Annotated in this window: 18 protein-coding genes and 5 pseudogenes; 10 read left to right on the forward strand and 13 right to left on the reverse strand. The window is 70.3% G+C overall.

The features are described from left to right. Window positions 1–91: 91 nt before the first annotated feature. Both C4B68_RS37455 and C4B68_RS43800 read left to right on the forward strand, forming a co-directional pair. A complete protein-coding gene (locus tag C4B68_RS37455; protein ID WP_099502335.1) occupies window positions 92–823 on the forward strand; it encodes an IclR family transcriptional regulator in 732 nt (243 codons plus the stop codon). A 113-nt stretch (window positions 824–936) separates the two neighbouring features. After that, window positions 937–1059: pseudogene (locus C4B68_RS43800) on the forward strand (MarR family transcriptional regulator); the annotation flags it as partial. 24 nt (window positions 1060–1083) lie between these two features. Here the strand turns inward: C4B68_RS43800 and C4B68_RS37465 are convergent. Both C4B68_RS37465 and C4B68_RS37470 read right to left on the reverse strand, forming a co-directional pair. Continuing rightward, window positions 1084–2697, reverse strand: coding sequence for a multicopper oxidase family protein (locus C4B68_RS37465; RefSeq protein ID WP_099502190.1), 1614 nt, complete (start codon window positions 2695–2697; stop codon window positions 1084–1086). Between the two features lie 74 nt (window positions 2698–2771). Continuing rightward, complete coding sequence (locus C4B68_RS37470; protein ID WP_099502189.1) at window positions 2772–3176, reverse strand: DUF6153 family protein; 405 nt, start codon at window positions 3174–3176, stop codon at window positions 2772–2774. A gap of 265 nt (window positions 3177–3441) precedes the next feature. On the opposite strand from C4B68_RS37470, the pseudogene C4B68_RS44905 reads away from it, so the two are divergent. Then, window positions 3442–3807, forward strand: a pseudogene (locus C4B68_RS44905) (DNA helicase); the annotation flags it as partial. 234 nt (window positions 3808–4041) lie between these two features. Here C4B68_RS44905 and C4B68_RS37480 read toward each other — a convergent pair. Next, window positions 4042–4518 (reverse strand): annotated as a pseudogene (locus C4B68_RS37480) (ClpP family protease); the annotation flags it as partial. 75 nt (window positions 4519–4593) lie between these two features. Then, a complete protein-coding gene (locus C4B68_RS37485) occupies window positions 4594–5799 on the reverse strand; it encodes an epoxide hydrolase family protein (protein WP_099502188.1) in 1206 nt (401 codons plus the stop codon). 174 nt (window positions 5800–5973) lie between these two features. Between C4B68_RS37485 and C4B68_RS37490 the strand changes: the two genes are divergently transcribed. Continuing rightward, window positions 5974–6456, forward strand: a complete 483-nt coding sequence (locus C4B68_RS37490; RefSeq protein ID WP_099502187.1) for a VOC family protein — start codon at window positions 5974–5976, stop codon at window positions 6454–6456. 72 nt (window positions 6457–6528) lie between these two features. On the opposite strand, the gene C4B68_RS37495 is transcribed toward C4B68_RS37490, so the two are convergent. The 3 genes from C4B68_RS37495 to C4B68_RS37505 all read right to left on the reverse strand — a co-directional run bounded on the left by C4B68_RS37495 (window position 6529) and on the right by C4B68_RS37505 (window position 10029). Beyond that, entirely contained in the window at window positions 6529–7443 is a 915-nt protein-coding gene (locus tag C4B68_RS37495; RefSeq protein WP_099502186.1) for a hypothetical protein, read from the reverse strand. 258 nt (window positions 7444–7701) lie between these two features. Next, window positions 7702–8928, reverse strand: coding sequence for a PP2C family protein-serine/threonine phosphatase (locus C4B68_RS37500; RefSeq protein WP_099502334.1), 1227 nt, complete (start codon window positions 8926–8928; stop codon window positions 7702–7704). Between the two features lie 84 nt (window positions 8929–9012). Then, entirely contained in the window at window positions 9013–10029 is a 1017-nt protein-coding gene (locus C4B68_RS37505; protein ID WP_099502333.1) for a zinc-binding alcohol dehydrogenase family protein, read from the reverse strand. A gap of 172 nt (window positions 10030–10201) precedes the next feature. Between C4B68_RS37505 and C4B68_RS37510 the strand changes: the two genes are divergently transcribed. The 3 genes and pseudogenes from C4B68_RS37510 to C4B68_RS43805 all read left to right on the forward strand — a co-directional run. After that, window positions 10202–10999, forward strand: coding sequence for a VOC family protein (locus tag C4B68_RS37510; RefSeq protein ID WP_099502185.1), 798 nt, complete (start codon window positions 10202–10204; stop codon window positions 10997–10999). Between the two features lie 107 nt (window positions 11000–11106). Beyond that, the gene (locus C4B68_RS37515) at window positions 11107–11811 is read left to right on the forward strand and encodes a ribonuclease H family protein (protein WP_099502184.1); all 705 of its coding nucleotides are present in this window, start codon (window positions 11107–11109) and stop codon (window positions 11809–11811) included. Window positions 11812–11928: 117 nt separating this feature from the next. Beyond that, window positions 11929–12246 (forward strand): annotated as a pseudogene (locus C4B68_RS43805) (FAD-dependent monooxygenase); the annotation flags it as partial. 156 nt (window positions 12247–12402) lie between these two features. On the opposite strand, the gene C4B68_RS37525 reads toward C4B68_RS43805, so the two are convergent. From C4B68_RS37525 to C4B68_RS37545, 5 genes and pseudogenes are all read right to left on the reverse strand, one after another. Beyond that, window positions 12403–13029, reverse strand: a complete 627-nt coding sequence (locus C4B68_RS37525; protein WP_099502183.1) for an alpha-ketoglutarate-dependent dioxygenase AlkB — start codon at window positions 13027–13029, stop codon at window positions 12403–12405. Window positions 13030–13092: 63 nt separating this feature from the next. After that, window positions 13093–13185, reverse strand: a pseudogene (locus C4B68_RS43810) (short-chain dehydrogenase); the annotation flags it as partial. A 32-nt stretch (window positions 13186–13217) separates the two neighbouring features. Beyond that, complete coding sequence (locus C4B68_RS37535) at window positions 13218–14090, reverse strand: aminoglycoside phosphotransferase family protein (RefSeq protein ID WP_099502332.1); 873 nt, start codon at window positions 14088–14090, stop codon at window positions 13218–13220. Between the two features lie 122 nt (window positions 14091–14212). Next, complete coding sequence (locus tag C4B68_RS37540; RefSeq protein ID WP_099502182.1) at window positions 14213–14890, reverse strand: AIM24 family protein; 678 nt, start codon at window positions 14888–14890, stop codon at window positions 14213–14215. 126 nt (window positions 14891–15016) lie between these two features. Then, window positions 15017–15580, reverse strand: coding sequence for an NADPH-dependent FMN reductase (locus C4B68_RS37545; protein WP_099502181.1), 564 nt, complete (start codon window positions 15578–15580; stop codon window positions 15017–15019). A 126-nt stretch (window positions 15581–15706) separates the two neighbouring features. Here C4B68_RS37545 and C4B68_RS37550 point away from each other — a divergent pair, with 126 nt between their 5' ends. Further along, window positions 15707–16366, forward strand: a complete 660-nt coding sequence (locus C4B68_RS37550; RefSeq protein WP_099502180.1) for a TetR family transcriptional regulator — start codon at window positions 15707–15709, stop codon at window positions 16364–16366. 33 nt (window positions 16367–16399) lie between these two features. After that, on the forward strand, window positions 16400–17527 hold the full coding sequence (locus tag C4B68_RS37555; RefSeq protein WP_099502179.1) for a sulfite oxidase: 1128 nt from the start codon (window positions 16400–16402) through the stop codon (window positions 17525–17527). A 51-nt stretch (window positions 17528–17578) separates the two neighbouring features. Here the strand turns inward: C4B68_RS37555 and C4B68_RS37560 are convergent, their stop codons facing one another. Then, window positions 17579–18709 carry a glycoside hydrolase family 64 protein gene (locus C4B68_RS37560; protein WP_180289270.1) on the reverse strand — a complete coding sequence of 377 codons (1131 nt, stop codon included), beginning with the start codon at window positions 18707–18709 and terminating at the stop codon, window positions 17579–17581. Window positions 18710–18970: 261 nt separating this feature from the next. On the opposite strand from C4B68_RS37560, the gene C4B68_RS37565 reads away from it, so the two are divergent. Further along, complete coding sequence (locus tag C4B68_RS37565) at window positions 18971–19417, forward strand: hypothetical protein (protein ID WP_099502177.1); 447 nt, start codon at window positions 18971–18973, stop codon at window positions 19415–19417. Window positions 19418–19439 lie beyond the last annotated feature (22 nt).

Raw genomic sequence — 19439 nt, forward strand, 5'->3', positions numbered from 1 at the left:
GACATCGGCGATGCCGACCCCTTCGGTATAGACGTGCCGCCGAGGAAGCGACAAACTCTGTTCCGTGACACGGAACAACTCGGCGGGCAACATGCTGGACAAGGCAGTTTCTGTCCTGGACTGTTTCCGCGAGACCGGGGGGCCGTACCGTCTGACGGAACTCGCGAGGCGGACAGGGCTGACGAAGACCACGGTCCACCGGCTCGCTGCCGATCTTGTGCGCCTGGGGCTGCTGGAACGCTCGGGCGAGGTGTACCACCTGGGCGGGAAACTCTTCGAGCTGGGCACGCTCGTGCCGCGGCGCCTGGATCTGCGGGAGGCGGCACTGCCGTTCCTCCAGGACCTGTTCGAGGCCACCCGGGAGACCGTCCACTTCGGCATCCGGGAGAACCACGAGGTCGTGTACCTGGAGCGGATCCACGGCCACGACGTGCTGCCGCTGCCGTCCCGCGTCGGCGGCCGTCTGCCGCTCAGCTGCACAGGGGTGGGCAAGGCGCTGCTGGCCTTCGCCGGGCCCGGGCTGCTCGACGAGGCGCTCCAGACACTGCTCCCCCGCCTGACCCCGCACTCGCTGACCGATCCCGCGCGGTTGCGCACCGAGATCGAGCAGGCCCAGGTGTCGGGCCTGGCGTACGAGACCCAGGAGGCCGCGCTCGGCGTCAGCTGCATCGCCGCCCCGGTCTTCGCCGGCGGCGGCACCGCGGTGGCCGCTCTGTCGGTGGCCGTTCCCGTGGCCCGCTACCACCCTGCCCGGCTCGCCCCCGCCGTACGGACGGCGGCACTGGGACTGTCACGCGTGCTCAGGAGCGCGAGCGCGGCCTGAGAGGGCCACGCACATCACCCGCCGACAGGCCGATCGCGCCGGACAGCACCATGGCAGTGGCGATCCGCACGTAGACGTCGTGGTGACGGGAGAAGCCTCGTGCAGTGGGGTGTATGAACACGTCACCCCCTGAAGAGCCGCGCTGGCTCAGTGACGAGGAACGGTGCACCTCGCGTGCGTACATGCACGCCTCCACGCTCCTCGATGGCCATCTCGACCGTCAGCTGCAGCGTGACGTTCCGAACGACGCGCGCGGGAGATCAGGCCTGGTAGGCCACGTTCGCCATCATCCCGGCCTCGCCGTGGTACGCGTTGTGGCAGTGCAGCATCCACTGGCCCGGGTTGTCGGCGTCGAAGAAGACGGAGAGCTTCTTCTTGGGCAGCACGATCGCGGTGTCCTTGCGCGGGCCGGAGCCGCCGAGTTGGTACGTGTGGCCGTGCAGGTGCATCGGGTGCCACATGTCGGTGTCGTTGACGAAGTCGAGCCTCGCCCGCTGCCCCTCCTCGAGGAGGATCGGGTTTGCCTCGGGATCGCTCATGTCGAACGGCTTGCCGTTGATGGCCCAGTTGTACCCGTGCATGCCGCCGGTCAGCTTGATCTGGTGCGTGACGTCGGTCCTGGCGGACTTGAGCCGCACGTCGTCGGCGGCGCGCAGCTGGGACGCCGTCATGATCATGCCGTCGAGTTCCTTCGGGCGGACGCTCGCGGACGGCGTGCTCCCGGAGCCAGTACGCACCAGGGCCAGGCCGTTAGTGTCCTTGCCCTCGGCCAGGGCCACGAGCGGGAACACTCCGTCGCCGAGGGTGACGAGGACGTCGTACCGCTCACCCATGCCGACCAGCAGGGCGTCCACCTCCTGGTGCCGGACCGGGAAGCCGTCGGTGTGGGTGATGGTCAGCTTGTGATCGCCGAGGGCTACCCGGTAGGCGGTGTCCGAGCCCGCGTTGACGATCCGCAGCCGCACCTTCTCGCGGGGCTTGCCGGTGTAGACGTCCGGGTCGGCCGGCACGCGGCCGTTGATCAGGTGGTACGGGTACTTCACGTCCCCGGCATCGCCGCCGAGGAGGTCGCTCTCGGCTCCCATGAGCATGAACTTCATCGACATGCCGTCGGACGAGGCGGAGGCCGAAACGGAGGGGGACGCGGAATCGCCCATGTCCATCCCGTCCATGTCCCCCATGTCGTGGCCGTCCGAGCTGCCGGAACCTGAGCTGCTGCCCATGTCCATGCCGCCCATGCCCTGCCTGACTTCGGCGAAGACCTCGTCGGGGGTGCCGGTGACGCCGTCGACCCAGTCGTCGAGGACGATGACCCACTCGTCGTCGTACGTGAGGGGCTCCTTGGGGTCCTCGACGATCAGCGGGGCGTACAGGCCGCGGTCGAGCTGGACGCCGACGTGCGGGTGGAAGAAGTACGTGCCGGGGGCGTCGGCGATGAACCGGTAGCTGAAGGTGGAGCCGGCCCGGACCGCGGTCTGGGTGGCGGGCGGTACGCCGTCCATGTCGTTGCGCAGCGAGAGGCCGTGCCAGTGGATCGACGTGGTGGTCTTGTCCGGGAGCTGGTTGGACAGCTCGGCGACCAGGGTGTCGCCGACGGAGAGCCGGACCTCCTTGCCCGGGGTGCGGCCGTCGAAGGCCCAGGTCTTGGGCATGACGCCGCCACCCAGGTCGATGACGGCGGGCGCCGCGGTGAGGGTGAGCTTCTGCTGCCGTCCGGTGCTTGTGCGCTTCTTCTCTGACGCGGCGACCGCCGAGCCGGAGGGGTTGACGAGGGCGGTGCTACTGCCAGAGCCACTGCTGCACGCGGCGAGCGCGCCGGCCCCGGCGGCGCCCAGCCCGGTGAACAGGAGGGAGCGGCGGTTCATGCTGTTCATGGTGTTGTGTCCTCTGCGGAAAACTGCCGATGTGGTCGCGGAGGGACGGCACATCGCGCGCCGTCCGGCGCGGCCTATCTGCGCAGTTGAGAGAGGACGGACAGGTCGGGCGGGGCGCGACCGGTCACACCGGCGGGTGCGCGTGCCGCCACGGCCTTCGGCAGGTGCACGAGCGGGTCGTACTCGCTCCGGTGGGGCACGACGAGCTGTACGGTGCCGACGCTCGCCGTGGCGCAGTGCTGCATTCCCGGCATGGCACAGCCACCGGAGTCGGCGCTGTACGCGGAGGGCTGCGAGACGGACTGCGGGGCCTCGGCCGCCATCTCATGGGTGGCATACGGGGAGCCCCGCATAGATGAGGCATCGGCCGCGGGCGTCTCGTGGTGGACGAGCACGGCCAGTGCGACGCACAGGGTGAGGAACACCCCGTACGCCCAGCGGACGGCCGTGCCGTTGCCGCGAGCTGCCCGCATCGTCATGGAAATCCACCTGCAGCTATCGATCGCCGGAGTCGACATCATACCCCCTAGGGGTACGTGAGGCTCGGCGGCGATGTCGTTCCTACTTGTCCTGAAGCTCTCAGCAGGAGTGCGGACCGGTGATGAAGATGTTGACGCCGCAGTAGAGAACGCGAACCGCACAGGTGGCACCTGGGTCTCCGGCGCCCCCACGTACGGGTCCCGGATGAACGCGCCCCGGGTGCCGGGCTGGAAGACCGGTGCTTCCGTGGGCATCGCCGTCAACATGCGCATCCGCATCGGCGAGCGGAACGTCACCAACAAGGCGCTCTCGTACACGGTGCTGCGGACCGTGACCCGCTTCTGCCAGTCCGCCGACCGCACCATCCAGCGCCACCACGTCCCGCGCCTGCGCGGCATCGAAGCCGAAGACCTGCACGCCCAGCTCGTCGACGTTGTGCTGCCGTACGCCAATCGGGCGTGGGAAGACGTCCAAAACCCGCAGGAGGGCGTCGTCCGCTTCGACCACGACCACTACCTGAAGATCTGGGCCCTGACCGAGCCCAGGATCGAAGCGGACTTCCTGCTACTCGACGAGGCCCAGGACACCAACCCTGTCGTTGAGAAGATCTTCAACTCCCAGCGCGACCACAGCCAGCGGGTGATGGTCGGCGACTCGGCCCAGGCGATCTACGGCTGGCGCGGAGCCCGGGACGTGATGAGCGCCTTCGGCGGCACCCAGCTGGCCCTGTCCCAGTCCTTCCGCTTCGGCTCCGCGCTCGCCGAGGAAGCCAACCGGTGGCTGCATATCGTCGACTCCCGGATCCGGCTGACCGGCACCCCGGCGATCAGCACCCGCCTCGAACGCGTCCAGGAACCGGAACGCGATCCTGTGCCGGTCCAACGTCGGCGCGATGCTCGAAGTCATGCACCTGCTGTGGTGCGTGTGCCGCGAGAGAACCTCCTCGACCTGCGAGCGGATGCGGAGCATTTCCTTGGCCTGCAGGCTGAGGTCCGAGACCGTGCCCTGCCGCCCACCGCTCGCGGGCTGGCCGAGCAGCACGCGCGCGTGCTCCAGCACGAACCGCCGCCCGGGATCGCCCCCGGCCAGCAGCACCGCCGCCGTCGAGGCCGCCTGCCCGACACAGAACGTCGAGATCGGCGCCTGCACGTACGTCATCGTGTCGTAGATCGCCATGAGTGAAGTGAAGGAACCACCGGGCGAGTTGATGTAGATCGCGATCTCGCTCTCCGGGCTCGCCGACTCCAGATGGAGGAGTTGCGCGATGACGACGTTCGCGACCCCGTCGTCGATCTCCGTGCCGAGAAAGATGATCCGCTCGGACAGCAGCCGGCTGAAGACGCCCACGGCAGATCACCCCCTGGCGTCGTCGAGCCGTTACCCGCAACGGTAAAAGGTAATGACATCCACGTCCATCTAGGCCTCTCGAGCGGTCGCGTGCAGTTGCCGGAAGAACGCCTGCACATCCGTGATCAGCAGATCCGGCTCCTCCATCGCGGCGAAATGTCCGCCCCGGTCGAATTCGGTCCACCGGACGATCTTGTCGGTGCGCTCGGCCAGGTGCCGCAGCGGCACGAAGTTCTCCCGGGGGAAGACGGCGAGAGCGGTCGGGGTGGCCGACGGCTCGGACGACAGCACCCGATAGTCCGCGTGGGCCCGCTCGTAGTAGATACGGGCGGACGAACCGGCCGTGCCGGTCAGCCAGTACAGCATCACGTTGGTCAGCAGCAGATCCCGGTCGACGGCGTCCTCGGGGCGGTCCCGCGCATCCGTCCACTGCTTGAACTTCTCGGCAATCCAGGCGAGTTGGCCGACCGGCGAGTCCGTGAGGGCGTATGCGAGCGTCTGCGGCCGGGTCGACTGGAGGTCGGCGTACCCCTGTTCGTCGCGGCGCCATTCCTGGCCCCGCCGCCAGGAGAGGAGTGTGCGCTCACGCTCGGCGGGGCTCAGCTCGGCCAGTTCTTCGGGCTCCGGTTCGGCCGCAGCCGAGGACCCCGGCAGCAGATTGAGATGGACGCCGATGACGCGCTCGGGGTGGGCCCGGCCCAGTTCGCGGGAGACGGCCGCGCCCCAGTCGCCGCCCTGGGCCCCGTACTGCCGGTAGCCCAGGCGTTCCATCAGTTCGGCGAACGCGGCGGCCACCCGGTGGTGCTCCCAGCCGGTGTCCCGCGTCGGCCCGGAGAGCCCGAATCCGGGAAGGCTCGGTACGACCAGATGAAACGCGTCGGCCGGATCGCCGCCGTGCGCCCGCGGATCGGTCAACGGCCCGACGACGTCGGTGAATTCGACGATCGAACCGGGCCAGCCGTGCGTGATGATCAGGGGCGTCGCATCCGGCTCGGGGGAGCGGATGTGCGCGAAGTGAATCCGCGCTCCGTCGATCTCCGTCGTGAACTGCGGCCATTCGTTCAGCCGCGCTTCGGCGGCGCGCCAGTCGTAGTCGTGCCGCCAGTACCGTACGAGCTCTTCCAGGTAGTCGCGCGGGATCCCGTAGGCCCAGCCCACCCCCGGCAGTGCGTCGGGCCAGCGGGTGCGGTCGAGGCGCTGGTGGAGGTCGTCGAGGTCGCTCTGCGGGAAGCCGATGCGGAAGGGGCTCAGCCGAAGGTCGTCCGAAGAAGTCATGTCCGCGGATGCTAGCTCCCGTCGTGGCCGGGAGCGCTCGAATATTGCCCAGCTCAGGGGGGTGTCCTCGCCGTGCCGGGTACCGTGGCGGCGCGCGTCGTCAGGCCGCCGATGAGTTTTCGGGCGGCGATCAGTCGACAGATGTGACGATGTTTTCCGCCCGAGGAGGTAGGCATGCCCGCCGACGGATTCACCACGTGTCTGTGGTTCGACAACCAGGCCGAAGAGGCCGCTCACTACTACGTCTCGACGTTCAAGAACTCCCGGCTCGGCAACATCAGCCGCTACACGGAGGCCGGGCCCGGACCCGCCGGTTCCGTAGTGACCGTCGACTTCGTGGCCAACGGACAGAAGTTCGTCGCGCTGAACGGAGGCCCGCAGTTCACGTTCGACGAGGCCATCTCGTTCCAGATCCACTGCGACGACCAGGAAGAGGTGGACTACCACTGGAACAAGTTCGTCGACGACGGCGGCGAGGCAGGCCCCTGCGGCTGGCTCAAGGACAAGTACGGTCTGTCCTGGCAGGTCGTCCCGCGCAGGCTCATCGAACTGGTCAGTGACCCGGACCCGGAGAAGGCGGCCCGCGCGACCCGGGCGATGCTCCAGATGTCCAAGCTGGACATCGCGGCCCTGGAGAAGGCGTACGCCGGCGAGTAGCGGACCAGTGCGGTCGCCCGGCGAGCGACCGCACCCGAAGCCCCCGCCGCGCCGCGGAAGCCGATGGCCCCGTCAGCGGACGTGGTCGGCTATCACCCGTGTGATCTCGCGCGTGATGCGCACGATCCCCGGGGAGCGGACCGGGCACGGCTTCGGCGTGGACGTGGTGGGTGCCAGGCAGAAGTGCAGATAGTCGTCGTCGCGGTGCAGGGCGGTGCGGTCGCGGTTCGGCTGGGTGCAGTACGCGGAATGCTCCTGCTCGTACTGCGTGCACGGCAGGTACTGGGTCCATGTGTAGCGGGCCGACGCCGGGCTCACGGTTCCCCCGGCGTCGGCGACGAGGTCGCCGGAGGTGTCGGCCCGCTTCTGGTAGAGCGCGTTCACCCGCCGGACCCGGTCGGGTGTGATCGGGTCAGGCCCCTGGAGCACCCACACGACCTTCGGCGCGCGGGCGCCTCCGGCCCCCTCGATCTGATCGGCCAGCTGGCCCGCGTCCGCCGCGTAGCGCGAGAAGTAGGTGTCCCGGTTCGCGTCGTACGTGATGCCGTCCATGCAGGGCGTGTAGCCCCATGAGTTGCCCCAGAACTGCAGCACCACGAAGTCGGGCCGCAGCGAGCGGACCAGGGCGGCCGCCTTGTCCGCGGCCGGGACAAGCGACTTCGCCGAGGTGCCCTCCAGGTAGTCGCACAGGGTGGTGCCCGCGTACGGGGCGCTCGTGTACCGCGCGTGCAGCCGGTCCCGGAGCGACTGCCCCAGCACCTTCTGGTTCTCCATGGCGAGCGAGTCGCCGAGATAGAGCACGGTGGGAGCCTTGGGCGGCGTCGTGGGGGAGGCGGCCGGCCGCGGGCGCGTGGTCGAGGTCGGTGACTCCGGGGCCCCGGACGCAGCGGTCGTCGGCGGCGCCCCCTCCGGCCCCGACGCCGGATCCCCGCACGCGCCGAGCAGCAGCCCGGCCAGCGACATCCCCACGATCCACGGCCTTCGCATGACGCAACTCCCGCCCCGCTGCCCGCCGAAATGGTTCCCCAGGCAAGCACAGTGGGGCGCGAGGGGGAAGACGTACGTCGGCCACGAGGCGCCCGCACCAGTACCGTGACGGTCCGTCAGGTCTCCGGCTTCCTCTCGAAGCCCGAGACGGCAGGGCGGGTTCCCGCCTGGCGGGAGACGAGTCGTCGGTGGAGCTTTCGGAGGGCGATCTCCCGGACGGCTGACGTCCGGACACCTCGGGCTCAGCCGACGCGGGTGTCACGTCGTGTGCCGACGGCGGATGCGGGCCACCAGCACCGCGACGTCGTCCTCCGCGTGACGGGCGTCGAGCTTGAGGAGGACCTCCTCGAGCAGTTCGTCCACGCTCGCCTTCGGGTGCAGCCGCAGCCCGGCCAGCCGGTCGAGCGACTCGTCGATGTCCTCCCCGCGGTGCTCCACCAGGCCGTCGGTGAACATCACCAGGGTGTCGTCGGGCGTGAGCGCGCGGGTGACCCGCTGGTAGCCGCCGACCCCGGTGCCCAGCGGGGGACCGACCGGCAGATGCACCAGTTCGCCGGTGCCGTCCGCGCCGAACACCACCGGAGGCAGATGTCCGGCCCCCGCGAACGCGGCCGTACCGCGAGCCGGGTCGACCTGGACGAGCAGACAGGTGGCCGGACGGCGGTTGCCCTCCTCGGTGACCGCCGCGTCGAGGCGGCGCAGCACCCGGTGCGGCGGCAGATCCGTGGAGGCCGTGTAGCGCAGCATCGAGCGGTACGCGTTCATGTCCACCGCCGCGTCCAGACCGTGTCCCATGACGTCGCCCACGACCAGCAGGGTGCGTCCGAAGTGCAGCCGTACGGTCTCGAACCAGTCCCCGCCCACCAGGGTGCTGCCCCCGGCCGGCAGATAGCGGGTGGCCAGGTCGAGGTTGGGGTGGGGGCGTCCGGGCTCGGCCAGCAGCGCCCGCTGGAGGTCCTGGACCGTACTGCTGACGGCGTTGTGCTCGCGCGCATGCCCGAGGTGGACGGCCGCGATGTGGGCCGCGTGGTGCGTGCCGTTGCTCTCCACGTGGCTGAACACCGACCCGTGCCGGACGGCCAGCAGAACCCCGTACAGACGGCCGCGCGCGAGGAGCGGCACGGTCATCACCTGCCGCGGGAGCCGGCCGGACAGGTCGAGGGAGGTGATGACCGGCTGCCCCGAGTCCAGCGCCTTGAAGGACACCGGCCGCGGGCCCTCCGGGGCCCACGGGCTCAGCAGCCCGGAGTGGCCCGCCATAGCGACCCGGGAGAGCTCAGGTTCACTCGGGGGCCTCGTGGCGGGGGTGTCCTCGGGCAACAGATCCACCGCCGCGGCGTCACAGAAGTGGCGGCATACGTACGAGGCGAGCTCGGTACACGTGATCCGCTCGTCCAGGGTGGTGCCGATCGACTCGACGGCGTCGTCGATCCCGCCGAACGGCGCCCGCGCACCCGCGGGGTCCTCACCGCCTCGGCCGTCCATGACACCTCCCGCCGCCACGCACGCCAGTTCCATCCACGCACGTGCACGATTCCATCCACGCACGTAGGCTGCGGGGGCGCATGCTCAATGCCCCGGCGGGCGGTCGTTGACCAGCACCGCCGCCCCGTCGAAGCGGCCCGCCTTGAGATCCTTCAGGGCCTGCTGGGCCTCGGACAGCGGGTACGCGTGCGTGGTGGCGCGTACACCGTGCCGGGCCGCGAGCGTCAGGAAGTCCTGCCCGTCCTGGCGCGTGTTGGAGGTGACGCTCCGCAGCTCCTTCTCGTAGAACAACTCGCTTTCGTAGCGCAGCGGCGGGGTGTCGCTCAGGTGGATCCCCGCCACCGACAGGACCCCGCCCCGGTCGAGCGCCCGCAGGGCGACCGGGACCAGGTCACCGACTGGTGCGAACAGTATCGCGCTGTCCAGCGGCTCGGGGGGCTGTTCGTACGCTCCGCGGGCGGAAGCGGCGCCGAGGTCGAGCGCCAGCCGCCGCGCCGCCGGGTCGCGGGTCAGGACGTGCACGACGGCGCCCTGTGCGACGGCGAGCTGCGCGCACAGATGGGCGCTGCCCCCGAAGCCGTACAGCCCGAGCCGCCCGCCCGGCGGCAGTGCGGCCCTCAGCAGCGCGCGGTAGCCGATGATGCCCGCGCACAGCAGCGGCGCCAGGGCGACGTCGTCCACGCCGGCGGGCAGCCGGTACGCGAAGGCGGCGGGAACGGTCGTGTACTCCGCGTAGCCGCCGTCGGCGTCCCAGCCGGTGTACACGGACGCCGGGCAGAGGTTCTCGGACCCGCGCGCGCAATACCGGCAGGTGCCGTCCGTGCGGCGCAGCCAGGCGACGCCCACCCGGTCGCCGAGGGCGTAGCCGCTGACGTCCTCGCCCATCCCCGCGACCACCCCGACGACCTCGTGCCCCGGCGTCACGCCCTGCCGGTGCACAGGCAGGTCGCCCTCGCTGACGTGCAGATCGGTGCGGCACACTCCGCACGCCCGGACGTGCACCAGGAGCTCGTCGGGCCCCGGCGCCGGCACCGGTTTCTCGACCCAGCGCAGCGGCTCCCGGTCGATCGGCCCAGGCCGGGCCACCTCCCACGCGCGCATCATTCCGCGTCCCGTCCCAACGACGACAACCACCACGGTTCCGTCCCGTTGACGATAGCCACCACGCGTAGTCCAGTGTCCCGCAGGGCCGCCCCCTTCGGCGCGCGGCCCCGCGTGAGGCTGGATAGCGTGAGAAGCGGAACCGTTCACCGATCCGGAGAAGGTCGACGTCATGGCCGTACAGCCTGAAGGAACGCCCTGCTGGGCGGACGCGATGTTCAGCGATGTCGAGGGAGCCAAGAGGTTCTACGGCGACGTTCTCGGCTGGACGTTCGGCGAAGCGTCGTCCGAGTACGGCAACTACACGCAGGCGTACGCGAACGGCAAGGCGGTGGCCGCCGTCGTCCCGCCGATGCCCGGGATGGAGGGCCAGTCCGCCTGGTGCCTGTACTTCGCCTCGCCCGACGCCGCCGCGACCGTCACGAAGATCAAGAACAACGGGGGCGACGTGCTGATGGAACCGCTGCAGGTCGGCGATTTCGGCACCATGGCGCTGGCCCGCGACCCCGGCGGCGTCGTCTTCGGCGTCTGGCAGGCGGGCTCCCACGAAGGTTTCGAGGCGATGGGCGTACCCGGTGCGTACTGCTGGGCCGAGATCTTCACCCGCGAACCCGAGAAGTCCGACGTGTTCTTCCCCGGCGTCTTTCCGTACAGCGCCCAGCAGATGGAGGACGATGCGATCGACTTCAGGATCTTCAACCTGGGCGACAGCGCGGTCCTTGGCCGGATGAAGATGACGGAGGACTTCCCGCCCGAGGTGCCGCCGTACATCAACGTGTACTTCGCCGTCGAGGACTGCGATGCGGCGGTGGCGAAGGCGACCGAGCTCGGCGGCACGCTGCACTTCGGGCCCATGGGCACCCCGTTCGGACGGTTCGCGGCACTGAGTGATCCGCAGGGTGCGCCGTTCTCCGTCATCGACGTCAAGACGACCGAGGGAGACATGCCGAAGCTGAGCGACGTCTCCTGAGGCCTTCTCCTGAGGGGCGAGCAACCGCGTGGCCGCGGTTGCTCGCCCCTCCTTGTGTCCGCGGCACCTTCCCGAGACAGGCGCGGGGGCCCGGCCGGAAGCGTGGCATGATCGGAGTCATGCTGGAACGCGTTGTGGCCGCCTGTGACGGGGCCTCGAAGGGAAACCCGGGACCCGCCGGATGGGCCTGGGTCGTCGCCGACGGGGACGAGACCCCCACCCGCTGGGAGGCCGGCCCGCTGGGCACGGCGACCAACAACGTCGCCGAACTCACCGCGCTGGAGCGCCTGTTGACGGCGATCGCGCCAGAGGTGCCGCTGGAGATCCGGATGGACTCCCAGTACGCGATGAAGGCCGTCACCACCTGGCAGCCCGGCTGGAAGCGCAAGGGCTGGAAGACGGCCGCGGGAAAGCCCGTCGCCAACCAGGAACTGGTCGCCCGCATCGACGAACTCCTCGACGGCCGCACCGTGGAGTTCCGCTACGTCCCCGCGCACCAGGTGGACGGCGACCGCCTCAACGACTTCGCCGACCGTGCCGCGAGCCAGGCGGCCACCGTGCAGCAGCCGGCGGGCAGCGACCTCGGGTCCCCGGAGCCGCCGGCCGCTCCCGACGTGGTCCCCGCGGGCCAGGCGCGCCGCCGCACGACCACGAAGACCGCGCGGAAGGGCACGTCGAGCCGCACGATCAAGGCGAAGTTCCCCGGCCGCTGTCTGTGCGGCCGCTCCTACGCGGCGGGCGAGCCCATCGCCAAGAACGCCCAGGGCTGGGGACACCCCGAATGCCGTACGGCCGAGACGGCCGACGCGTAACAGCACCCGCCATCAAGGGACTTCGCGCGACGGTGCGCCGGGACCGGGTCCGGCTGCGGCCTCTGCCGCTACCCTTCGTGGTCAAATGACCGCTTTGTGCAACAAAGGGGATGGCGCGTGAAGGTCGCGTGCGTCGGCGGCGGACCCGCAAGTCTGTGCTTCGCAATCCTGATGAGGCGTCAGGACCCGTCCTATGACATCGCCGTCTACGAGCGCAACCCGGCCGGATCCACCTACGGCTGCGGCGTGACCTACTGGGCGGGCCTGCTCGGCAAACTGCGTGAGGGCGACCCCGAGTCCGCGCCCGCCGTCGGCGCGCACTCGGTGCGCTGGAGCGACGGGGTCGCCCACGTCGGCGACCGTACGACGGTGCACCACGGCGACACGGGATTCGGCATCGGCCGACGCCGGATGCTCGACCTGCTCGGCAAGCGTCACTCACCGCTGCTTCCGTACATCCCGCCGCAGCTGTACTACCGCATCGACCGCGCGGCAGGACAGCTGGAGGCGCTGCGCCGGTTCAAGCGCCGGCTGGGGCCCGGGTGGCCCGTACGGTGCAGGCCCGCTCCCACCGGTGATCGGTGGCGGCGCTCAGTTCACTCCCTGCGGGCGGAACTGGATGCTGATCCGCGGGCCCGCCGCCCGTGCCGTCTTGGGGATGGCGTGCTCCCAGGTGCGCTGGCAGGAGCCGCCCATCACGATCAGGTCCCCGTGTCCGAGGGGGTGCCGCACGGTGTCCCCGCCATGGCGCGGCCGCAACAGCAGATCGCGCGGGGTGCCCACGGACAGGATGGCGACCATCGTGTCCTCGCGGGCCCCGCGCCCGATCCGGTCCCCGTGCCAGGCCACGCTGTCCCGGCCGTCCCGGTAGTAACAGAGCCCGGCCGTCGTGAACGGTTCGCCGAGCTCGGCGGCGTAGTGCGCGGACAGCGCGTCCCGTGCCTCGTCCAGGATCGGATGGGGCAGCGGGTCGCCCGCACGGTAGTAGGCGAGCAGCCGCGGTACGTCCACCATGTGCTCGTACATCTGCCGCCGTTCCGCCCGCCACGGCACGTCGGCCGCGAGCAGGGCGAAGAGCGTGTCGGCCCCGCTGAGCCACCCGGGCAGGAGGTCGATCCAGGCCCCGTGGCCCAGCACGGTGCGGCGCATCCCGTTCAGCGGACTGAGGTGGAGCTCGTCGGTCTGGTCGAAGAGCGAGCCCTGGAGGTGCGTGGCCATACGACCAGCGTAGCCCCATAATCGAATATGTGTTCTATGTCGGGGTGGCTCGGCCCGCTGTGCCTACCAGGGGACCGTCCCGGCGGCGTCGAAGTAGCCCCCGGTGGGTCCGTCCGGGCCGACCTGCGCCATGCGGACGATGATCTCGGCGCCCTCCTACACAGGCGCTCGTGGAGTGACGACAGGGCCTAAAGCGCGGCGAGGACCTCCCCGATCACGTACGCGGCGTTGCCCGCGATCACGGGATTCGTCGTGCGGTAGTACGGGAGTTGGATCAGGGCCATGGACAGGGCCCAGCCGCGTCCTCGTGCCCACATGGCGTCATCGGCGCCCAGTATGTCCCGGAAGGCGGGCCTCGCCTCGGCGGGGAGGAGGTTCCAGGCCGCGATGAGGTCGCAGGCGGGGTCGCCGGTGCCGAGGGTGGCGAAGTCGAGGACGGCGCTGAGGCGGCCCTGCCGGGTGAGGAGATTCATCGGCATCAGGTCGGAGTGGACCCACACGGGCGGGCCGCTCCAAGGCGGCGCCGCCAGGGCTGCCTCCCAGGCCGCCGTGGCGGCCGACGTGTCGATGATGCCGTGGAGTTCGGCGGTCGCGGAGCGCGTCTCGTCGTCCACGGTCGCCAGTGGGCCGCCCCGGTAGGCGGGCGGCCCACCGGGCAGGTCGACCTGCCGCATCGCCGAGACGAAGCCGGCGAGGTCGGCGGCCAGCGCACCCGCGTCCGTGAGGCGGCCGGCGACGGGGAGTTCACCGTCGAGCCAGCGGAGCACGGCCCAGTGCCATGGATAACCCTCCCCGGGCACACCGACCGCGAGGACCTCGGGGACGGCGAACGGCAGCAGGGGTGCGAGGCGCGGCAACCACGCCCGCTCCTTGACCACGTCATCGGCGCCCTCCGGAATGCGAGGGAGGCGTACGGCCAGGTCGTCACCGAGCCGGTAGACGGCGTTGACGGTTCCGGACGACTCGACGCGCTTGAGCGGAAGGCCGGCCCAGCCCGGGAACTGCGCGGCCAGCAGCCGGCGTACGAGCGGCTCGTCGATCGGTACCTCGTTGGCGTGCACGGGCCCCCTGCCTTCGGTGGACGAGATCAACTCGCGCCATCCTGCGGCCAGTCCGGGCCCCTTCGCAACGCACTTCGCGAGGGTGCCCCGCCCTGGCTCGGTGGGGCACCCTCGCTGCCGGGTCAGTGCTGCTGCGCCTTGTGAGGCGTCGCCTCGCTGGGGCGTACGACGACGAAGCCCTCGCCCTCCAGCTTCAGCTGCACGGCCTCGCCGGAGCCGCCGCGGATCATCGAGCCGATCGACTGCGAGCGGTGCAGCGAGGTGTTCAGGTGGGCGGTCCAGCCGACGACGGCATCCGTGTCGACGTACACCGGCTGCTGCTGCGAGACGGGGATGACCAGCGGGTTGCCGTCGCAGATCAGCCCCAGACCGCCGTGGCCGGTGAAGACGCTGTTGAAGAGGCCGCCGCCGGTGATGCCCGCGCCCTTCACGGTTTTGATCTCGTACGACAACGAGGCGTCGAAACACAGGACGTTGCGGCCGTTGACGGTGAACACGTCGCCCGGCTCGATGCCGACGATGAAACAGTTCTGTGCCTCGTGCGCGAACCAGGCCTCGCCCTGCCCGCGCACGGTCATCAGCGGCAGTCCCTCACCGGTGACCGCCCGCTTGAGCATGCCGCCCATGCCCTGGCTCTTGCGCTCGAACTGCAGGTTCCCACGGTAGGCGATCATCGCGCCCTGCCGCGCGAACATCTCTCCGTTGACGGCGTACTTGATGGACTTGGCGTTCTGGATGGTCATGCCCGGCGCTACGGCGGGCTGCACCATGTGGTCGCTGGAAAAGAGGTCACCCTTCATGCGGGCATCCTGTCCCGGAGGGTTTCCTTCCGCCAAGGTCGTGGACACCTTGAGACATGCCGCAGTGATCTTGTGACATGCGTGAGGGCCGGCCCGGATGAACCGGACCGGCCCTCACGGGAGTCGTCAGGCGGCGTCGGCCGCGCCGGCCTTGCTGTGCAGGCGGTGGACGACCTCGGTGAGCTGCTCGGCGACCTCGGTGTCGTCGACGGGGTGGGTCTCGGCGAAGCGGGTCACGGAGCCGGGGATGGAGAGCTTGACGTCCTCCAGGACGGTGCCACCGGCGATGCCCACCGCCTTGCGGGCCTCGTCCTGCGCCCAGACGCCGCCGTACTGGCCGAACGCGGTGCCGACCACGGCGACCGGCTTGCCGGTGAAGGCGCCGGCGCCGTAGGGGCGGGACAGCCAGTCGATGGCGTTCTTCAGGACGGCCGGGATGGTGCCGTTGTACTCCGGCGAGAAGAGCAGGAAGGCGTCGGCGTGACCGGCCACCTCCCGCAGGCGGGCGGCCGCGGCGGGTACGCCGCCCTCGACGTCGATGTCCTCGTTGTAGAAGGGGATCTCGGCCAAGCCCTCGAACAGCTCGACCTCCGCGCCCTCGGGGGCGAGCTTGACGGCCGCCTCGGCGAGCTGACGGTTGTGCGAGCCGGCGCGCAGGCTGCCGACGAGCGCGAGGATACGTACGGACATGGGTAACTCCCGAAGCTTTCCGAAGCTGAAACACTGCCGCAATAAACCGGACCGGGGTCCGCTTAAATGTGTACCACTTAACCGGACCGCAGTCCAGTTGTCCTTGTCAGCGGCTAGGCTGGGGCCATGTCCACTCCGCTCCCGCCCTTCCCGCAGCCACAGGAACCGTCCGACGAGCCCGTGCTGATGGAGCTCACCGCCCCCAGCGGCGCCCCGCAGCTGCGCGCCGACGCCGCGCGCAACCGGGCGCGCCTGTTGGAGGCCGCCGCCCGTCTGGTGGAGGAGCACGGGGTGGCCAAGGTGACGATGGACGCCGTCGCCGCCGCGGCAGCGGTGGGCAAGGGGACCGTCTTCCGGCGGTTCGGCGACCGCACGGGCCTGCTGATGGCGCTGCTCGACCACACGGAGCAGCGGTTCCAGACCGATTTCATCAGCGGTCCGCCCCCGCTGGGTCCCGGCGCGCCACCGGTGGAGCGGCTGCACGCCTTCGGCTGCCGCTCCCTGCGCCAGGCCTCCGAGCAGCTCGACCTGTTCCTCGCCGCCGAGCCCGACGCCTCCCGCCGCTTCAGCTCCGCCCCGTACCGCGTCCGCTTCATGCATGTGTGCATGCTGCTGCGCCAGGCAAACCCGGCCGCGGACATCGAACTCGTCGCCCAGACCCTCATGGGTTACCTGGACCCGGCACTGATCCACCACCTGACCCGACAGCGCGACATGCCCCTGGAGCGGCTGGAGGCCGGCTGGCACTACCTGGTGGACCGGAGCACCCGCCCGCACCCCGCGTAGCTCCACTCACGGGGGAGGGCGGACAATGCGGCCATGGGGCATCGACTTGACGACGTGAGCGCGCCCGCGCGGCTGGCCGGGCCGGACGAGGCCATCAGCACGGAGGAGCTGGTCCTCGCGGCCCGGAACCACGGGATTCCGCTGGAGGCCCTCCGGTACGACGTCACGCCGCCGGGGCTGCACTATGTGCTGACCCACTACGACATCCCGTACGCCGAGCGCTCCTCGTGGCAGATCGCTCTCGGCGGCCGGGTACGGCAGCCGCTGCTGCTCGGGATGGACGAGCTGCGGGCGTATCCCGCGGTCACGGAGCGGGTGACCCTGGAGTGCGCGGGCAATGGGCGGGCCCTGCTCACGCCCCGGCCGGTGAGCCAGCCATGGCTGGTGGAGGCGGTCGGGACGGCGGAGTGGACCGGCGTGCCGTTGCGGGTGCTGCTCGCCGAGGCCGGGGTCGCCCCCGACGCGGTGGAGGTGGTCTTCACCGGCGCCGATCACGGGGTCGAGCGAGGGGTCGAGCAGGACTACCAGCGTGCCCTTCCGCTGGACGTGGCCCTGGGCGCCAAGCCCGAGGTCCTGGTGGCGTACGAGATGAACGGCGCCCCGCTGCCACCGCAGCACGGACATCCGGTGCGGCTCGTGGTGCCCGGCTGGTACGGCATGGCGCATGTGAAGTGGCTGCGCGAGATCACGGTGACGGACACGCCGTTCACGGGCTTCCAGCAGGCCGTGGCCTACCGGCTCCGGCAGCAGTCCGGCGACGAGGGCGAGCCGGTCACCCGGATCGCCCCGCGCGCCCTGCTGATCCCGCCCGGCTTCCCGGACTTCATGTCCAGGACGCGGGTGGTCCGGCCGGGTGCCGTCACGCTCGAGGGGCGGGCCTGGTCGGGGCGTGCGCCGGTGACCGGGGTCGAGGTGAGCTGTGACGGGGGAGGCACCTGGCACGCGGCGGATCTCGACCCGGAGGACGGCCACCGCTGGGCCTGGCGCCGGTGGCGCTTCGCCTGGGCGGCCACGCCCGGCCACCATGTGCTCAGTGCGCGGGCCACCGACGCCGAGGGCCACACCCAGCCTCTGGACCAGCGGTGGAACCGGGGTGGCTTCGCGAACAACCTCGTCCAGCGCGTTCCCGTCCTTTGTCTGGATCCTGACGACACGGCGTGAAGGAGCGGCGGCCGGAGTACCTGCCGGCCCCGGCCGCCCGGCCCCGCTCTCTCAGCTGAACGGATCCAGCGTGACGTAGGCCCGTTGCGGATTGCCGTCGTGGACGAGCGACTCGTGGTTCCCGACGTCGTCGAACGCGAACGCGTAGGCCTTGCCGTCGGCCATCTGCGTGTGGACCGCGCGGGCGTAGTGGTTGGTCACCGTGTCCTGGTAGAAGTTCGCCGAGCCGGTGTCCGGCTGGTTGGGATTGACCAGGAGCGTGGAGCGGTTGAAGCCCGCGCACAGGGTGCGGGAAATGGGGCCGCGCACCAGGTCGTTGGGCGCGTCGAGCCGCTTGTAGCAGCCGAAGATGCTGTCGGAGTCGGGCTTCTGGAAGCTGGTGACGACGGCTCCGGCGCTGTTGGTGAAGTTCATGACGTCACCGGAGACCCGGCCGAAGTACTTCGTGTTCGGCTGGCCGGCGAACGGCGTCACGGTCAGCGTCGACGAACTGTACTTCTGCCACACCCGGTTGACGTAGCCGTCCATGACGGTGCTCGGCAGCGTGCCCGCCCCGATGCCATGGCCGGGGGCGAGGGCCCGCAGGACGGTGCCGTCGGACCGGGTCTGGATCAGATTGCCCCAGCCGCCCGGCTGACCTCGCAGGGCGTTGAGGACGCCGGTGTATCCGCCCGGCTTGAGGTGACCGGTGGTCTTCGTGGTCCCGTCGGAGAGCTGGACACCGACGGCGTACGGAGCCGAGAACATATCGACCTGTGTGCTGTTGAGCCACAGTCCGGAGTCGTTGAGTGTGTACTCGGACCAGTTGAAGAGGATGTTGCGGTTGGGGTCGCTCGGATTCTGCACGGCCGGCTGCACCAGTCCGCCGGTCGTCAGCCGGAAGTCCAGCTTCTGCCCGTAGGAGAAGTAGATCCGTCCGGAGAACTTGGGGATGTGGATCGTCATCGACTGCCCGTTGGCGGGTCCCGCGATCGAGGCGTCGGGTGCGGGCGTCGGCGGATTGCCGCCCGTGGGCCAGGCGTGGAACGTGCCGTTCGCGTCGGCCCAGCCCTGCCGGCCCGTCGACAACTGCGTTCCGAGGTCGTAGATGTAAACCGGTTCGCCGCGGCCGGAGTTGTTGGTGAACGTCAGCGGGATGGTCTCCGGGACGGCGGCCTCGGACGGGGACGGGACCCCGAACATCAGCACCGCCGCGGTGAGGGTGGGCGCGGCCACCGCCAACGCCCGCCATATGAGTCTCCTGGGCACTCTCGTCCTCCTTGATGTGGGGGGAGTTCAGCGAGGTGGAGTTTTGCGGACGGGATCCGTCCGCTTCCCTGTGAGAGCGCTCTCACGATGGCGCCGGGTGGCGTACATGTCAACGACTCGCGCACAGTTGGTCTGGTCCAACTGCGCGTCAAGGGTGTATGCGTGCTTGTCAGCTCTGGATGCGAGGATCGCGGCATGGTGATGTGCGACTACTTCGCGGCCTCCGGTGACGCCGTGGCCGTCCGCGTGCTTGACCAGCCCGGCGGGCCCGACCCCGCCACGTTCGATGTGGTGCCGTTGAAGGGCATTGATCCCGTCGTCGCCATGGCTCAGCTCGAAGCGATCCTGACCGGCTGCACCTATGACGAGGCATCAGAACGTCCACGCGCGGGACAGTTGTTCTCATCTCCGGACGCCGCGAGCGCCTTCATCGTCAGCGTGTCCGACACCCTGCAGGAGGCCCTCGCATCAGCGACACACGTCTCCTTGGCCGAAGCCGCCGGACCCTGGTCCGAGACCGACGAACTGCGCCAGGGGGGAATCACCTCCGGCACCGGGCTCGACGTGCTCGTCCTGCTCGCGGCGCTGGCCGGACGCGCACGACCGGCGGGCCTGCGCTTGTACTGCTGGTGGGCACTTTGAGCGTCGCCCCCGGGGCTCGGCG

Origin of the sequence: Streptomyces dengpaensis (genome assembly GCF_002946835.1) — a bacterium.
GTDB classification, from domain to species: Bacteria; Actinomycetota; Actinomycetes; order Streptomycetales; family Streptomycetaceae; genus Streptomyces; species Streptomyces dengpaensis.

Bases quoted from the DNA above. Each gene is read 5' to 3' on its own strand.
- C4B68_RS37455 (WP_099502335.1), top strand. From the start codon at position 92: ATGCTGGACAAGGCAGTTTCTGTCCTGGACTGTTTCCGCGAGACCGGG.
- C4B68_RS37465 (WP_099502190.1), bottom strand. From the start codon at position 2,697: ATGAACAGCATGAACCGCCGCTCCCTCCTGTTCACCGGGCTGGGCGCC.
- C4B68_RS37470 (WP_099502189.1), bottom strand. From the start codon at position 3,176: ATGACGATGCGGGCAGCTCGCGGCAACGGCACGGCCGTCCGCTGGGCG.
- C4B68_RS37485 (WP_099502188.1), bottom strand. From the start codon at position 5,799: ATGACTTCTTCGGACGACCTTCGGCTGAGCCCCTTCCGCATCGGCTTC.
- C4B68_RS37490 (WP_099502187.1), top strand. From the start codon at position 5,974: ATGCCCGCCGACGGATTCACCACGTGTCTGTGGTTCGACAACCAGGCC.
- C4B68_RS37495 (WP_099502186.1), bottom strand. From the start codon at position 7,443: ATGCGAAGGCCGTGGATCGTGGGGATGTCGCTGGCCGGGCTGCTGCTC.
- C4B68_RS37500 (WP_099502334.1), bottom strand. From the start codon at position 8,928: ATGGACGGCCGAGGCGGTGAGGACCCCGCGGGTGCGCGGGCGCCGTTC.
- C4B68_RS37505 (WP_099502333.1), bottom strand. From the start codon at position 10,029: ATGCGCGCGTGGGAGGTGGCCCGGCCTGGGCCGATCGACCGGGAGCCG.
- C4B68_RS37510 (WP_099502185.1), top strand. From the start codon at position 10,202: ATGGCCGTACAGCCTGAAGGAACGCCCTGCTGGGCGGACGCGATGTTC.
- C4B68_RS37515 (WP_099502184.1), top strand. From the start codon at position 11,107: ATGATCGGAGTCATGCTGGAACGCGTTGTGGCCGCCTGTGACGGGGCC.
- C4B68_RS37525 (WP_099502183.1), bottom strand. From the start codon at position 13,029: ATGGCCACGCACCTCCAGGGCTCGCTCTTCGACCAGACCGACGAGCTC.
- C4B68_RS37540 (WP_099502182.1), bottom strand. From the start codon at position 14,890: ATGAAGGGTGACCTCTTTTCCAGCGACCACATGGTGCAGCCCGCCGTA.
- C4B68_RS37545 (WP_099502181.1), bottom strand. From the start codon at position 15,580: ATGTCCGTACGTATCCTCGCGCTCGTCGGCAGCCTGCGCGCCGGCTCG.
- C4B68_RS37550 (WP_099502180.1), top strand. From the start codon at position 15,707: ATGTCCACTCCGCTCCCGCCCTTCCCGCAGCCACAGGAACCGTCCGAC.
- C4B68_RS37555 (WP_099502179.1), top strand. From the start codon at position 16,400: ATGGGGCATCGACTTGACGACGTGAGCGCGCCCGCGCGGCTGGCCGGG.
- C4B68_RS37560 (WP_180289270.1), bottom strand. From the start codon at position 18,709: ATGTTCGGGGTCCCGTCCCCGTCCGAGGCCGCCGTCCCGGAGACCATC.
- C4B68_RS37565 (WP_099502177.1), top strand. From the start codon at position 18,971: ATGGTGATGTGCGACTACTTCGCGGCCTCCGGTGACGCCGTGGCCGTC.